This window comes from Leyella stercorea, assembly GCF_021531355.1.
Taxonomy (GTDB): domain Bacteria; phylum Bacteroidota; class Bacteroidia; order Bacteroidales; family Bacteroidaceae; genus Prevotella.
Genome location: NZ_JADYTS010000005.1, coordinates 1 through 12,591 on the forward strand (window position 1 = coordinate 1; position 12,591 = coordinate 12,591).

General features: G+C 52.0%; 12 protein-coding genes and 1 tRNA gene. All 13 read right to left on the reverse strand.

Annotated elements, in window-relative coordinates; translation table 11 throughout:
- The coding region (locus I6E38_RS02645; protein ID WP_235392540.1) for a YitT family protein at positions 1 to 951 on the reverse strand (951 nt) is incomplete at its 3' end.
- Between the two features lie 166 nt (positions 952 to 1,117).
- Positions 1,118 to 3,976: a leucine--tRNA ligase gene (gene leuS, locus I6E38_RS02650; protein ID WP_235392541.1), complete on the reverse strand. Its 2,859-nt coding sequence runs from the start codon at positions 3,974 to 3,976 to the stop codon at positions 1,118 to 1,120.
- Between the two features lie 141 nt (positions 3,977 to 4,117).
- Positions 4,118 to 4,188: transfer RNA gene (locus tag I6E38_RS02655), tRNA-Gln, on the reverse strand.
- Positions 4,189 to 4,238: 50 nt separating this feature from the next.
- Positions 4,239 to 5,540: a tyrosine--tRNA ligase gene (gene tyrS / locus I6E38_RS02660; RefSeq protein ID WP_235392542.1), complete on the reverse strand. Its 1,302-nt coding sequence runs from the start codon at positions 5,538 to 5,540 to the stop codon at positions 4,239 to 4,241.
- Positions 5,541 to 5,658: 118 nt separating this feature from the next.
- Positions 5,659 to 5,889 carry a membrane protein insertion efficiency factor YidD gene (gene yidD, locus I6E38_RS02665; protein ID WP_235392543.1) on the reverse strand — a complete coding sequence of 77 codons (231 nt, stop codon included), beginning with the start codon at positions 5,887 to 5,889 and terminating at the stop codon, positions 5,659 to 5,661.
- A complete protein-coding gene (locus tag I6E38_RS02670) occupies positions 5,886 to 6,335 on the reverse strand; it encodes a ribonuclease P protein component (RefSeq protein WP_235392544.1) in 450 nt (149 codons plus the stop codon). Before I6E38_RS02670 ends, yidD begins: the two co-directional genes overlap by 4 nt.
- A 13-nt stretch (positions 6,336 to 6,348) precedes the next feature.
- Positions 6,349 to 7,095 (reverse strand): uroporphyrinogen-III synthase, encoded by a 747-nt coding sequence (locus I6E38_RS02675; protein WP_235392545.1) that lies wholly within the window; start codon positions 7,093 to 7,095, stop codon positions 6,349 to 6,351.
- A gap of 63 nt (positions 7,096 to 7,158) precedes the next feature.
- A complete protein-coding gene (locus I6E38_RS02680) occupies positions 7,159 to 8,199 on the reverse strand; it encodes a DUF4271 domain-containing protein (protein WP_235392546.1) in 1,041 nt (346 codons plus the stop codon).
- Between the two features lie 70 nt (positions 8,200 to 8,269).
- Positions 8,270 to 9,529 carry a methionine adenosyltransferase gene (gene metK / locus I6E38_RS02685; RefSeq protein WP_235392547.1) on the reverse strand — a complete coding sequence of 420 codons (1,260 nt, stop codon included), beginning with the start codon at positions 9,527 to 9,529 and terminating at the stop codon, positions 8,270 to 8,272.
- 431 nt (positions 9,530 to 9,960) lie between these two features.
- On the reverse strand, positions 9,961 to 10,803 hold the full coding sequence (gene murI / locus I6E38_RS02690; RefSeq protein WP_235392548.1) for a glutamate racemase: 843 nt from the start codon (positions 10,801 to 10,803) through the stop codon (positions 9,961 to 9,963).
- An 8-nt stretch (positions 10,804 to 10,811) separates the two neighbouring features.
- Positions 10,812 to 11,312 carry an OmpH/Skp family outer membrane protein gene (locus tag I6E38_RS02695; protein ID WP_235392549.1) on the reverse strand — a complete coding sequence of 167 codons (501 nt, stop codon included), beginning with the start codon at positions 11,310 to 11,312 and terminating at the stop codon, positions 10,812 to 10,814.
- 77 nt (positions 11,313 to 11,389) lie between these two features.
- Entirely contained in the window at positions 11,390 to 11,902 is a 513-nt protein-coding gene (locus I6E38_RS02700) for an OmpH/Skp family outer membrane protein (protein WP_235392550.1), read from the reverse strand.
- Positions 11,903 to 12,066: 164 nt separating this feature from the next.
- Positions 12,067 to 12,579, reverse strand: coding sequence for an OmpH/Skp family outer membrane protein (locus I6E38_RS02705; RefSeq protein WP_235392551.1), 513 nt, complete (start codon positions 12,577 to 12,579; stop codon positions 12,067 to 12,069).
- Positions 12,580 to 12,591 lie beyond the last annotated feature (12 nt).

Sequence of the window (12,591 nt, forward strand, 5' to 3'; positions counted from 1 at the left end):
GGGTTCGGGGGTGGGGCTTTGTGCGCTTTCATGCTTCTTCACCTTCACCTTTATCTGGTCGAATCCCTCGCCATATACACCGATTACGCTACTCTGGCTGACGAATGCGCGTGGGTCAATTGTCTTAATGAGTCGGAAGATTAGCACCGACTCGCGCTTCTTGGCAAGCAGACATATCACCTTCATCTCCTTGCCAGTATACCAGCCGTGGCCGTCGAGAATGGTGAGTGTATGGTCGGTCTTGCGTGTGATGGCTTCGGCTATCTTCTTGTATTCCTTCGAGAATATCATGAACTGCACCGACTGGCACTGCACGTTCATCACATAATCGAGCATGGTACACTCTATCACCATCGTACACAAACCGAACACCACCATCTGGCAACGCTGAGGGAACAGACCGAACGAGTCGATGGCAAGACAGCTGCCGATGATTACGAGGTCTACCATGATGAGTCCCTTGCCGAGCGAAACGTTGTAATACTTGTTGACAACGGCTGCTATGATGTCGGTTCCACCCGTACTGCCGTTGTTGAGGAACACTACAGCCAGTGCCGTTCCGGTGAGCATACATCCTATAATGAGCGACATGAAGTCGTTGCCCTCGCCCATAAGCTTGTAGAAGGTGCCGTCGGGCTGCTCCACAATCTTCTGTGCAAGGTCGAGCAATACGGTAAGTGCAATGGTGGCATATATGGTCTTGGCAAGGAATTTCAGTCCAAGCTCCTTCAGCGCGGCTACGATAAGTATGGCATTGATGATGAAGAAAGTCCACTGTACGGGAAACTTTGTGGCATAGAATATAATGGCTCCGATACCTGCAATACCTCCGGTCACGATTTCATAGGGTAGAAGGAAAACGGTGAATCCGAAGGTGTAGAGCATCAGACCGAGAGTGATATTGAAATAGTCCTTCGTTTCTTGCCAGATAATTTTGCGGTCGATTGTCATAGGATTTTACAGTTAAAGCGTAATTTTCATTTGATTCTAAGCAAAAGTAGTTAAGAAGTTAAGAAGTTTTCGCGCCCTACGGTCGCAAAAACTTCTTAACTCCTTCAACTACTGAATTCACTGAGCTTGCGAAAGTTCAGTAAGTTATATAGAATGTCGCCGCGTATTACTTAACAACGACATTCACAATCTTCTTAGGCACAACAATCACTTTGACCACTGTCTTGCCGTCGAGATACTTCTGGCTCTGCTCGTCGGCGAGCACTGCCTGCTGTATTGCATCGTTGGTGGCGTCGGCTGGGAACTTCTTCTGGAAGCGTGCCTTGCCGTTGAACGAGATGGTGAGCTGCACCTCGCTCTCAACGAGATACTTAGGCTCGAACTTAGGCCACTGGGCGTCGCATACGGTTGTTTCGTTGCCCAATACGTGCCAAAGCTCCTCAGCGATGTGCGGAGCGAACGGTGCGATGAGCACAACGAGCTGCTCGAGCACCTGCTTGTTGCGGCATTTCTGCTGTGCAAGCTCGCTCACGGCAATCATGAATGCCGAGATTGAGGTGTTGTATGAGAAGTTTTCGATGTCTTCGGTCACCTTCTTGATGAGCTTGTGCAGAGTCTTCATGCTGTCGGCTGATGCCTCGGCGTCGGCTGAAGGCAGGAAGTTGTCGGTGCGGTTCTCGTAGTAGAGGTTCCAGAACTTCTTGAGGAAGCGGAAGCATCCGTCGATACCGTTGGTGTCCCAAGGCTTGCTGGCTTCTACCGGACCGAGGAACATCTCGTACAGACGCAATGTATCGGCACCGTATTTCTCGACAATCATGTCGGGGTTGACAACGTTGAACATCGACTTCGACATCTTCTCAACTGCCCATCCGCAGATGTACTTGCCGTCTTCGAGGATGAACTCAGCGTCGGCATACTCCGGACGCCATGCCTTGAAGGCGTCGATGTCGAGCACGTCGGCTGAAACGATGTTTACGTCGACGTGGATAGGTGTCACGTCATAGTCCTTCTTCAGTCCGGCACTCACGAAGACGGGAGCCTTAGAGTGGTCGTCGGAATTGATACGATATACGAAGTTGCTTCGTCCCTGAATCATGCCCTGGTTGACAAGCTTCTGGAACGGCTCTTCCTTGCAGCTCACGCCGAGGTCGAAGAGGAACTTGTTCCAGAAACGTGAGTAGATGAGGTGGCCCGTAGCGTGCTCGCATCCGCCTACATAGAGGTCGACATTCTGCCAGTACTCGTCGGCTTCCTTGCTTACGAGACAGCTGTCGTCGTGCGGATCCATATAGCGCAGATAGTAGGCTGACGATCCGGCAAAGCCCGGCATGGTGTTCAATTCGAGCGGGAACACGGTCTTGTTGTCTACCAGAGCCTTGTCTACCACCTGCTTCTTCTCCTCGTCCCATGCCCACATCTTGGCACGTCCCAATGGCGGTTCGCCAGTTTCGGTAGGCTTATATGTCTCGATTTCGGGCAGTTCGAGCGGCAGACACTCCTCGGGAACCATCTGTGGCATTCCGTCCTTGTAGTATACGGGGAACGGCTCGCCCCAATAACGCTGGCGTGAGAAGATGGCGTCGCGCAGACGATAGTTGACCTTGACGCGGCCCAATCCCTTCTCTGTGACGAATTTCTTGGTGGCAGCGATAGCCTCTTTAACGGTCAGTCCGTTCAGTGAGAAGCCGTCGAGGGTCTGCTTGCCTGCAACGGGCGAGTTCAGAACGGTGCCTTCCTTGGCATCGAAGCTCTCCTCGCTTACGTCGGCACCCTCGATGAGGGGGATGATGGGCAGGTTGAAGTGCTTGGCGAAGGCGTAGTCGCGTGAGTCGTGAGCCGGAACAGCCATGATGGCACCTGTACCATATCCTGCAAGCACGTATTCTGAAATCCAGATTGGAATGTTCTCGCCGGTGAACGGATTTACGGCGTATGAACCAGAGAACACACCCGTAACAGAGTGGTTTGCCATACGGTCGAGCTCGGTACGCTTCTTAACGTAGGCAAGATATTCGTCAACAGCAGCCTTCTGCTCGGCAGTGGTGAGCTTCTCAACGAGCTCGCTCTCGGGAGCCAATACCATGAATGTCACACCGAAGATGGTGTCGGCACGTGTGGTGAAGATGGTGAAGTCGAAGTCCTGACCTGCCACCTTAAACTGCATCTCGGTACCTTCCGAACGGCCAATCCAGTTCTTCTGGGTCTCCTTGATAGAGTCGCTCCACTGTATTGTGTCCAGTCCGTCGAGCAGACGCTGTGAATAAGCGCTGGTGCGCAGACACCACTGCTGCATCTTCTTCTGTACAACGGGATAGCCGCCACGCTCGCTCACACCGTTCACTACCTCGTCGTTGGCAAGCACAGTGCCGAGTCCCGGACACCAGTTTACCATTGTCTCGCCCAGATAGGCGATGCGGTAGTTCATCAATGTCTTCTGCTTCTCAACGTCGCTCATGGCTCGCCACTCCTCGGCTGTAAACTCGAGGTGCTCGCTCTCGGCTACGTTCAGTCCCTCAGTACCCTTCTCCTCGAAGCGTGCAACGAGCTTCTCGATGGGCTGAGCCTTCTGGCATGAGTTGCAGAAGAACGACTGGAACATCTTCTGGAATGCCCACTGTGTCCAGTGGTAATATTTGGGGTCGCATGTGCGAACCTCGCGGTCCCAATCGAAAGAGAAACCGATGTTGTCCAACTGCTGGCGGTAGCGGGCTATGTTGGCAACGGTGGTCACCTCAGGGTGCTGACCGGTCTGAATGGCATATTGCTCGGCAGGCAGTCCGTAGGCATCGTAGCCCATAGGATTGAGCACGTTGTAGCCCTCAAGGCGCTTGAAGCGTGCGTATATGTCCGATGCGATGTATCCGAGCGGGTGGCCTACATGCAGACCGGCTCCCGACGGATAGGGGAACATGTTGAGTACGTAGAACTTCTGTTTGTTCGGGTCTTCAGTGGTGTGGTAGGTCTTGTCTGCCACCCACTGGGCTTGCCATTTCTTCTCGATTTCTCTGAAATTGTATTCCATTATATCTGTTTTTGCTATTTATTTTCAGTTTTATGCAAAGTTACGACTTTTAGCTTATAATAAATATAATTATGTGGAAAAAATGTGTTGTATTAAAAAACAAAAAAGCCTTGCTCCGATTAAGAAGCAAGGCTTTTTCTGTTGTCCCAGGCGGATTCGAACCACCACAAACAGAACCAAAAACTGTTGTGCTACCATTACACCATAGGACAATGTGGCTGCAAAGGTAATAAAAAATAGCTTTGCAGCCAAATTTTTCGGATTATTTCACTGTGATGAGATAATAATTCTTCTTGCCGCGCTGCACGAGAAGATACTTGCCGTCGATGAGGTCTTCGGCTGTAACTACACGGTCGAAGGCTGCGAGCTTCTCCTTGTTGAGCGATACGCCACCACCCTGAACGAGCTTGCGCATCTCGCCCTTTGAGTTGAACACCTTGACATCATCGCGTGTGAAGAGGTCGACTGCGGGCTGTCCGAGCTGGTCGGCTGGCAGTGTGAAGTGGGGCACACCCTCGAAGATAGAGAGCAGTGTAGCCTCGTCAAACTTCTGCAGTGTCTCCTTGGTTCCCTTGCCGAAGAGGATGCTTGAAGCCTCCTGAGCCATTTCGAGGTCCTCGCGTGAGTGTACCATTGTGGTAACTTCCTCAGCCAGGCGCTTCTGCATTGTGCGGCGGCCCGGATCCTCGTTGTGCTCGGCTATGAGAGCGTCGATTGTCTCCTTGTCAAGGTCGGTGAATATCTTGATGTACTTCTCAGCCTCTGCGTCGCTCACGTTGAGCCAGAACTGATAGAAGGCATAAGGAGTGGTGCGGTTGCGGTCGAGCCATACGTTGCCGCTCTCGGTCTTGCCGAACTTCTTGCCGTCGCTCTTGGTGATGAGCGGGCAGGTGAGGCAGTAGGCTTCCGACTCGTTGCCGAGTGTACGGCGGATAAGCTCAGTACCGGTGGTCATGTTGCCCCACTGGTCGTTGCCGCCGAGCTGCAAGCGTACGCCATACTTCTGATACTGATAGAGGAAGTCGTAGCCCTGAAGCAGCTGATATGTGAATTCGGTGAATGAGAGTCCGTCGCGAGCCTCGCCGTTGAGACGCTTCTGTACGGAATCCTTCGCCATCATATAGTTTACGGTGATGTGCTTGCCCACCTCGCGTGCGAAGTCGAGGAAGGTGAAGTCCTTCATCCAGTCGTAGTTGTTGACGAGCTCGGCCTTGTTAGGCTCATTGCCGTCGAAGTCGAGGAACTTGGCTACCTGCTTCTTGATGGCCTCCTGGTTGTGATAGAGTGTCTTCGAGTCGAGCAGGTTGCGTTCCTGGCTCTTGCCCGAAGGGTCGCCAATCATACCTGTTGCACCGCCTACGAGGAGGTAGGGCTTATGGCCACAACGCTGGAGGTGGCGCAGCATCATGATGCCGCAGAGGTGTCCGATGTGAAGTGAGTCGGCAGTAGGGTCGGTGCCAAGATACGCAGACACCATGTGGGTGTTGAGATATTCCTCAGTACCCGGCATAATCTGCGCGAGCATGCCGCGCCAGCGCAGTTCTTCAACGAAATTTTTTGCCATTTTATTGTTGTTAATATTTTACTAAGCCTTTCTGAGCCTTTCTGGGCCTTATTAGGCCTTTCTGAGCATTTGCTGGTGATTTAATTCAAAATTCAAAATTCAAAACTCAAAATTCCACTTACGGCACTGGGTCGTAGCCCGAGCCTCCCCATGGGTTGCATCTTAGGATGCGCCATATTGAGAGTGCCATGCCCTTGAAGAATCCGTGCTTGAGCAGTGCCTGACGCGCATATTCGGAGCATGTGGGTTGGAATCGGCATGAAGCCGGGGTGTATGGTGTGATAAACTTCTGGTAGAATCGGATGGGTTGTATCACTATCCATGCGAGTGCGTGTGAGAGTCGGTTCATTGCGGGATGTTTTTATTGTCGGTTGCCGACAGCTTCTCAGCCAATCGTGTCAGCAGGTTGGCCATGCGGCTCATCACCTCGGCTGTAGGCAGAAGACGGTTGGCTGTCCATATGAAGCAGAGCGACATTGTCTTGTCGCCGCTCTCGGTGAGGCGGTCGACGAGAATGTGCTTGTTGAGGCGATACGCCTCGCGCACCTGACGCTTCACGTAGTTGCGCTTTACGGCGCGCTTGAAGTAGCGTTTGGGTACGCTCACCATCATCTGAGCCATCGGCTGATGTCCGTCGGCTGGCTGAGAGTCGGTCTGACGATTGTCTGCCATGTACACCATACGCAGTGGTGCTGCTGTCATAGCCTTTGAGCCGCCTCCGCGAAAGAGGCGGTCAATCTGCTTCTTGCTGTTAATGCGCTCCGACTGTGGGAGGCTGTATGTTGATGTTGTCATGTCAACAACCTAACTACTTGTTGTTCTCCAGATAGTTCTGCAGTGCTCCTGTCATGGAAGGGTGTTCCTTGGTAGGTGCTTCGAGGTCGAGTCGGTAGCCGGCATCGGTCACAGCCTTGGCTGTAGCAGGTCCGAAGGTGGCGATGCGAATGTCGCCCTGAGTGAATTCGGGGAAATTCTTGGTGAATGCCTTGATGCCTGAAGGGCTGAAGAATACGAGCATGTCGCAGTCGAACGCCTTAGCTTCCTCTTCAGTGAAGTCGTTGCTGACGGTGCGATACATAACGCACTCCTTGTGGTGGAGCTTCTTTGCGTCGAGCAAGCGCTCTATGTCGTCGTTGTGGACAGAGCTCAGCGGCACGAGATATTTCTCGGTCTTGTGCTTCACCATTGTGGGTATGAGCGAATCGATCTTGCCGGTTGTGCCGAAGAACACCTTGCGCTTGCGGTACTGTACGTATTTCTGGATGTACAGTGCTATAGTCTCGGTCACGCAGAAGTACTTCATGTCCTCGGGGATTGTGATGCGCATCTCCTTGGCGAGGTTGAAATAGTTGTCGATGGCGTGGCGCGATGTGAAGACAACGGCTGTGAAGTCCAGCAGTCCGATCTTCTGCTGGCGGAATTCTTTGGCACTCAATCCCTCGACCTTGATGAATGGGCGGAAAACGAGTTCCACGCCAAAGTCCTTGGCGATATCGAAGTAGGGTGATTTCTCGCTTGACGGTTCGGGCTGGGATATCAGAATCTTCTTAATCATTTCTCTTTGTAAATATATCTATTTCGTGTTTCGTGATTATTCGTATTTGTCTGTGTGTCCTTGTCAATAATCCACCTTCAGGTTTGCCGTGGTTATCATGAGTGCTCCGATGAGCATGGCAAGTGGCATCAGTTCAAGTGTGCAAAAGTACAAAAAAATTTGCAGAGAATGGCCACCGTTCCTGAAAAAGATGAGATATGACTTGTAAAGCGCCAGCAATTTGAACAGGCCTATCACTATAGCGGTGCAGATGAGGGTGGTTTGTACTGCTATCTCGAAGTATGCACGCAGCATGACTATAGGGAACAGGCACACTCCCTCCATGGCAAGGAGGAAGAGGAACGACTTAATCCATAGGTCGTTGCTCCTTCGGTCGAAGAACACCCATCCCGTGACGCTGTATGCCACCGCCTTGAGCATGGCGTAGACGGTGATGATGGCTGCGAACACTCCAATCACCTGATATTGGTCGATGATGAACGTGTCGGTGATGTTGCGCTGCACGTAGAAGAAGAATATCAGCGCCATCAACAGACTGCTTTGCAGCACGAGGAAGAACTGGAAACGCAGTTCGCCCGATGTCTCGCTGATGGCTGTCATCTTCTCGTTGTGGGGCGGGCGGAAGAAGTCCTTTGCCTGGCGCAGGATGAATCCCTTGGACTTGGAGTAGGCTATCAGGGCGAGCACGAAGCATCCGAGCAGCAGCAGCGTGATGACGTTGTCGCGTGCGATGCTGTAGGGCACGGGGTCGCCGGCTACGCCAAGTCGTCCGCCGAACATGTCGGGATGGAAGAAAGGCTTGCCCGTGAAGTACGACTCGCGATAGTATTTGGGCATGTTCACGTCGCGCCACGACTTGCCCTTGCTGTGTCCGGGCAGATGCAGCGTGTCGGGCTGCTGGCTCCATGTTATCTCCGATGGCTTGATATTGGCCTGGATGGCGGAGTCCTGCTGTTCGGGCGTTGCGTTCTTTGGCAGCCACGACAGCACCTGTGCGGGCGTGGGCTGAAAGTGCTTGCGTTGCTGTGTGGACGCTACCGGCTGTCCGTCTTCACCGAGCACTATTTCCTCAACATGTATGGAGTCAGAAGCAGTGTGAATCATTTAATTGTGGGTTGGTTGATATATGTTTGCCGGGCATGTCGTATGGCATGCCCGGCTTTGATGGAATGGTCTACAGACCGAATTCTTTCTTGATGTCGTCCACGCGGTCGAGTTTCTCCCATGTGAACAGCTCCAGCTTCATCACCTTGGTCTCGTGGTAGCGCGATGTGAATGTCTTCTCGACAATCTCGTTCTTGCGTCCCATGTGTCCGTAGGCTGCTGTCTCGCGATAGATGGGCTGGCGCAGCTTGAGTGTGCGCTCTATTGCCTTCGGACGGAGGTCGAACAGCTTGGAAATCTTCTGCGCTATCTCGGCGTCGCTCATCTGTACGCGTGAGCGGCCGTAGGTGTTGACGTAGATGTTTACTGGCTCGGCTACACCGATGGCGTAGCTCACCTGCACGAGCATCTCGTCGGCAACGCCTGCCGCTACCATGTTCTTGGCTATATGACGTGCTGCGTATGCTGCCGAGCGGTCTACCTTAGAGGGGTCCTTGCCCGAGAAGGCTCCGCCGCCGTGTGCGCCCTTGCCGCCGTATGTGTCGACGATAATCTTGCGGCCGGTCAGACCGGTGTCGCCGTGAGGGCCGCCGATAACGAACTTGCCGGTAGGGTTGACAAAGTATTTGATGTCGTCGCCGAAGAGCGAGAGCACCTTCTCGCTGTGTATCTGTGCCTTAACGCGCGGCATGAGAATGTTGAGCACGTCGTCCTTGATCTTGTCGAGCATGCGCTCGTCGTCGTCGTCAAACTCGTCGTGCTGGGTGCTCACTACGATGGTGTCGATGCGCTGCGGTATGCCTTCCTCCGAGTATTCTACAGTAACCTGGCTCTTTGAGTCGGGGCGCAGGTAGGTCATCTCTTTGCCCTCCTTGCGTATGTCGGCAAGTACGCGCATGATGAGCTGTGCCAGGTCGAGTGTCACGGGCATATAGTTCTCGGTCTCGTTGGTGGCATAGCCGAACATCATACCCTGGTCGCCGGCTCCCTGCTCTTCCTCCTCGGCACGGCTGACACCACGGTTGATGTCATCGCTCTGCTCGTGGATAGCTGTGAGCACGCCGCAAGAGTTGCCGTCAAACTGATAGTCTGACTTGTTGTAGCCAATCTGGTTGATGGTCTTGCGTGCGATGGTCTGCAGGTCGATGTAGGCTTCTGAGCGCACCTCGCCCATGATTACTACCTGGCCTGTAGTGACGAACGACTCGATGGCGCAGTGTGCGTTCGCGTCGTAGGCGAGAAACTGGTCAACAAGAGCGTCTGAAATCTGGTCGGCCACTTTGTCGGGATGGCCCTCTGAAACTGATTCTGATGAAAAAAGATAATTCATTTTTTCCAAATTTTAAAATTAAAAAATTAGTGGAAAAACACCAATTACCGCTATCCAACCTGCTGTCTTTGTGCGCATTGGCACATAGTTGGAGTGTGCAGTTTTAGCATTTTTTAGTGTGGTTGCAAGCAGCCAAATTCTTCCACAGAGTTATACATTTATCAAATCGAGTGCAAAGGTACTGCAAATCGAAGACAATGCAAAATAAATCAGTACTTATTTTTCAAGCGCACAACATCTGAAATGCAAACTTACAACAATTGAAATGCAAACTCACAACAATTGAAACTCAACCTCACAACAACTGAGTTGAGAATTGAGAGTTGAGAAGTGAGAGTTATGATATGCTCAGTTTGTATACGTTTATTATACATTATGTTTACCAAGGTAATCATAACTCTCAACTCTCAACTCTCAATTTTCAACTTTATTTATTCTGTCAAATCGACATGATTGACCATTACGTCTTCGTGTAGGAATATGCGGGCTGTCTCGCTGAATCGTTGTTCGCTCTCGGTAGTGAGATAGCGGCACGTTCCGCCCTGCGTAATGTTGCGTTCCATTTCGGGGTGGCGCTTCAGATAGTCGGCGAGTGAGTTGGCTACGTATGTGCCTTGCGACATTATGCGCACGCCTTTGGGTACGTTCTTGACGACAGAACTCATAAGCAGCGGATAGTGGGTGCAGCCGAGTATGATGGTGTCGATGAGAGGGTCTTTGCGCATGAGCTGGTCGATGCGCTTCTTTACAAAGTAGTCGGCACCGGGCGAGTCGGCCTCGCCAGCCTCTACTATGGCTGCCCAAAGCGGACATGCCACGCCCGAGACATGTATATCTGGGAACAGTTTGTGTATCTCCATCGAGTACGACTGACTCTTTATGGTGCCCTCTGTAGCCAGTACACCAATGTGTCGCGACTCGGTCAGATTGCCAATCGTCTCTGCGGTAGGGCGGATGATGCCCAGTACGCGGCGCGAGGGGTCGAGCATGGGCAGGTCGCGCTGCTGTATGGTGCGCAGAGCCTTGGCAGATGCTGTGTTGCATCCGAGTATTACGAGATGGCAACCCATTGAGAACAACTTGAGTACAGCCTGCCGTGTGAACTGGTAGACCACCTCAAACGAGCGCGAGCCATAGGGTGCGCGGGCGTTGTCGCCGAGATACATGTAGTCGTATTGCGGCAGAAGCTGGCGTATGCCGTGCAGCACGGTCAGTCCGCCATAGCCCGAGTCGAACACGCCGATGGGGCCTGGTTGTTGTGGAAAGTTCATCATGTGGCGTTTTATTTTAATTCGGCTTTGATAGCTTCGGTTGCATCTTCGCCCATTTCAGGGTTGACGTACGGGCATGCGTCGCCGTCGGTGTTCAGTATAAATGCGTAGCCCAGTTGTGCTCCCACCTTGGCTACAGCCTCGTTGAGCTTGCGCTTTACGGGGGTGAAAGCGTCTGCCTCGGCCTGCTTGAGCAGTCGCTGTGCCTCCTGCTTGAAGGCTACGTTCTTCTCCATCATTTCCTGTATCTCAGTCTGGCGCTTGCGGAGAATGGAGGGCACGAGGTCGCGCTGTGCATCGAGAAATTCTTCATACTTGGCGTTGAATTCCTGTTCGGAGCGTTTCATCTCATTGTCGTACTTCTGGCGCAGGTCGTCGATGTTGCGCTGAGCCATCAGATAGTCGGGCATTGACTTCAGAACGGTGTCATAGCTGAAATAGCCGAACCGTATCTGCGCACTTGCCAGCAACGGCAGGGCAAGCACGAAGAGTAGTAAGAATAATTTCTTCATATTTGGCTTGAAAGAAAAAAAGGAGGCTGCGGCTTCTACGCCATAGCCTCCTGATTATTGTTTGCTTATATTGTCAATTACTTCTTGGCAGCGGCAGGCTTGTTGAGCTGAGCCTTCACCTCGGCAGTAACGTCCTTGCTGAGAGTGTCGCTGATGTAAGGAATGCCAGATGTGATGTCCATGATGTAAACATAGCCACCTGTCTTGCCTACAGCCTTGATAGCTTCAACGAGCTTGTTGGTGATAGGGCTAATCTTCTCCTGCTGGAGCTTGGCGAGAGCCTGCTGGTTGTCCTGGGCTGTCTGCTGTATCTTCTGGTACATCTGCTGGAGGCTTTCCTCTGTCTCCTTCTTCTTGGTCTCGTTCATTGTCGAGGCGTTCTTGTCGTAGTCCTGGGCCTTGCGCTGGAGTTCGTCCTGCATTGCCTTGAGGTCGTTGTCATACTGCTTGGCAGCTGCTTCTACCTCGCCACGGGCCTTGATGAACTCAGGCATTGACTGCATAATGTCCTGGGCGTTAACGTGTCCGAATTTCTGTGCGAATGTTGCCAATGGCATGCACAACATAAGCATTAAGATAAGCTTTTTCATTTTCTTATTTGTTTTTTGTTATTAATTATTTTCTAAACTCTATGAATGAATTTTCAAAATTACAAATTCCTAATTCCGAATCAGCAAAGCCGAACAATTCCAAATTGAATAATTCAAAATCGCAGGCAAAGCCGAGAATAACTCAAAATTCCTAATTCCTAATTCTAAATTCCATAGCCAAGCTTCTGCAGCACTTCGTTGCTGATGTCAATCTTGGGTGAGCCGAATATTATGCCTGAGTCGGAGGCGCGGTCGAGAACGAGCGAGTAGCCACGCAGTTCGGATATCTCCTTCACTGCGGTGTATATCTCCTCCTGGATGGGCGACATGAGGCTCTCGCGCTTCTTGAACAGCTCTCCTTCTGGACCGAAGTACTTGCGCTTGAGGTCGCTTGCCTCCTTCTCCTTCTTCATTATGGCTTCCTGGCGGTCTTTCTTCTGCTCGGCAGAGAGGAACACCATCTCGTTCTGGTAGTTCTTGTAGAGTGTTGAGGCCTCGGTGTTGAGTGCCTCAACCTCAGCCTGCCATTTCTTTGACACCTGGTTGAGCTGTTCGTTGGCTCGCTCGTAGGCTGGAATGTTCTTCAGAATGTATTCCATGTCGAGCAGCGCGAACTTCTGTGCGCTTGCCGTCAGTGCCGTAATGGCAAAGAGGCAGATAAGCATTAATTTCCTCATAGCCTTGTTTTT

What these genes read in the sequence shown, in the direction of transcription:
- leuS (WP_235392541.1), bottom strand. Translation starts at nt 3,976, where the DNA reads ATGGAATACAATTTCAGAGAAATCGAGAAGAAATGGCAAGCCCAGTGG.
- I6E38_RS02680 (WP_235392546.1), bottom strand. Translation starts at nt 8,199, where the DNA reads ATGATTCACACTGCTTCTGACTCCATACATGTTGAGGAAATAGTGCTC.
- I6E38_RS02670 (WP_235392544.1), bottom strand. Translation starts at nt 6,335, where the DNA reads ATGACAACATCAACATACAGCCTCCCACAGTCGGAGCGCATTAACAGC.
- metK (WP_235392547.1), bottom strand. Translation starts at nt 9,529, where the DNA reads ATGAATTATCTTTTTTCATCAGAATCAGTTTCAGAGGGCCATCCCGAC.
- I6E38_RS02700 (WP_235392550.1), bottom strand. Translation starts at nt 11,902, where the DNA reads ATGAAAAAGCTTATCTTAATGCTTATGTTGTGCATGCCATTGGCAACA.
- I6E38_RS02675 (WP_235392545.1), bottom strand. Translation starts at nt 7,095, where the DNA reads ATGATTAAGAAGATTCTGATATCCCAGCCCGAACCGTCAAGCGAGAAA.
- tyrS (WP_235392542.1), bottom strand. Translation starts at nt 5,540, where the DNA reads ATGGCAAAAAATTTCGTTGAAGAACTGCGCTGGCGCGGCATGCTCGCG.
- murI (WP_235392548.1), bottom strand. Translation starts at nt 10,803, where the DNA reads ATGATGAACTTTCCACAACAACCAGGCCCCATCGGCGTGTTCGACTCG.
- yidD (WP_235392543.1), bottom strand. Translation starts at nt 5,889, where the DNA reads ATGAACCGACTCTCACACGCACTCGCATGGATAGTGATACAACCCATC.
- I6E38_RS02695 (WP_235392549.1), bottom strand. Translation starts at nt 11,312, where the DNA reads ATGAAGAAATTATTCTTACTACTCTTCGTGCTTGCCCTGCCGTTGCTG.
- I6E38_RS02705 (WP_235392551.1), bottom strand. Translation starts at nt 12,579, where the DNA reads ATGAGGAAATTAATGCTTATCTGCCTCTTTGCCATTACGGCACTGACG.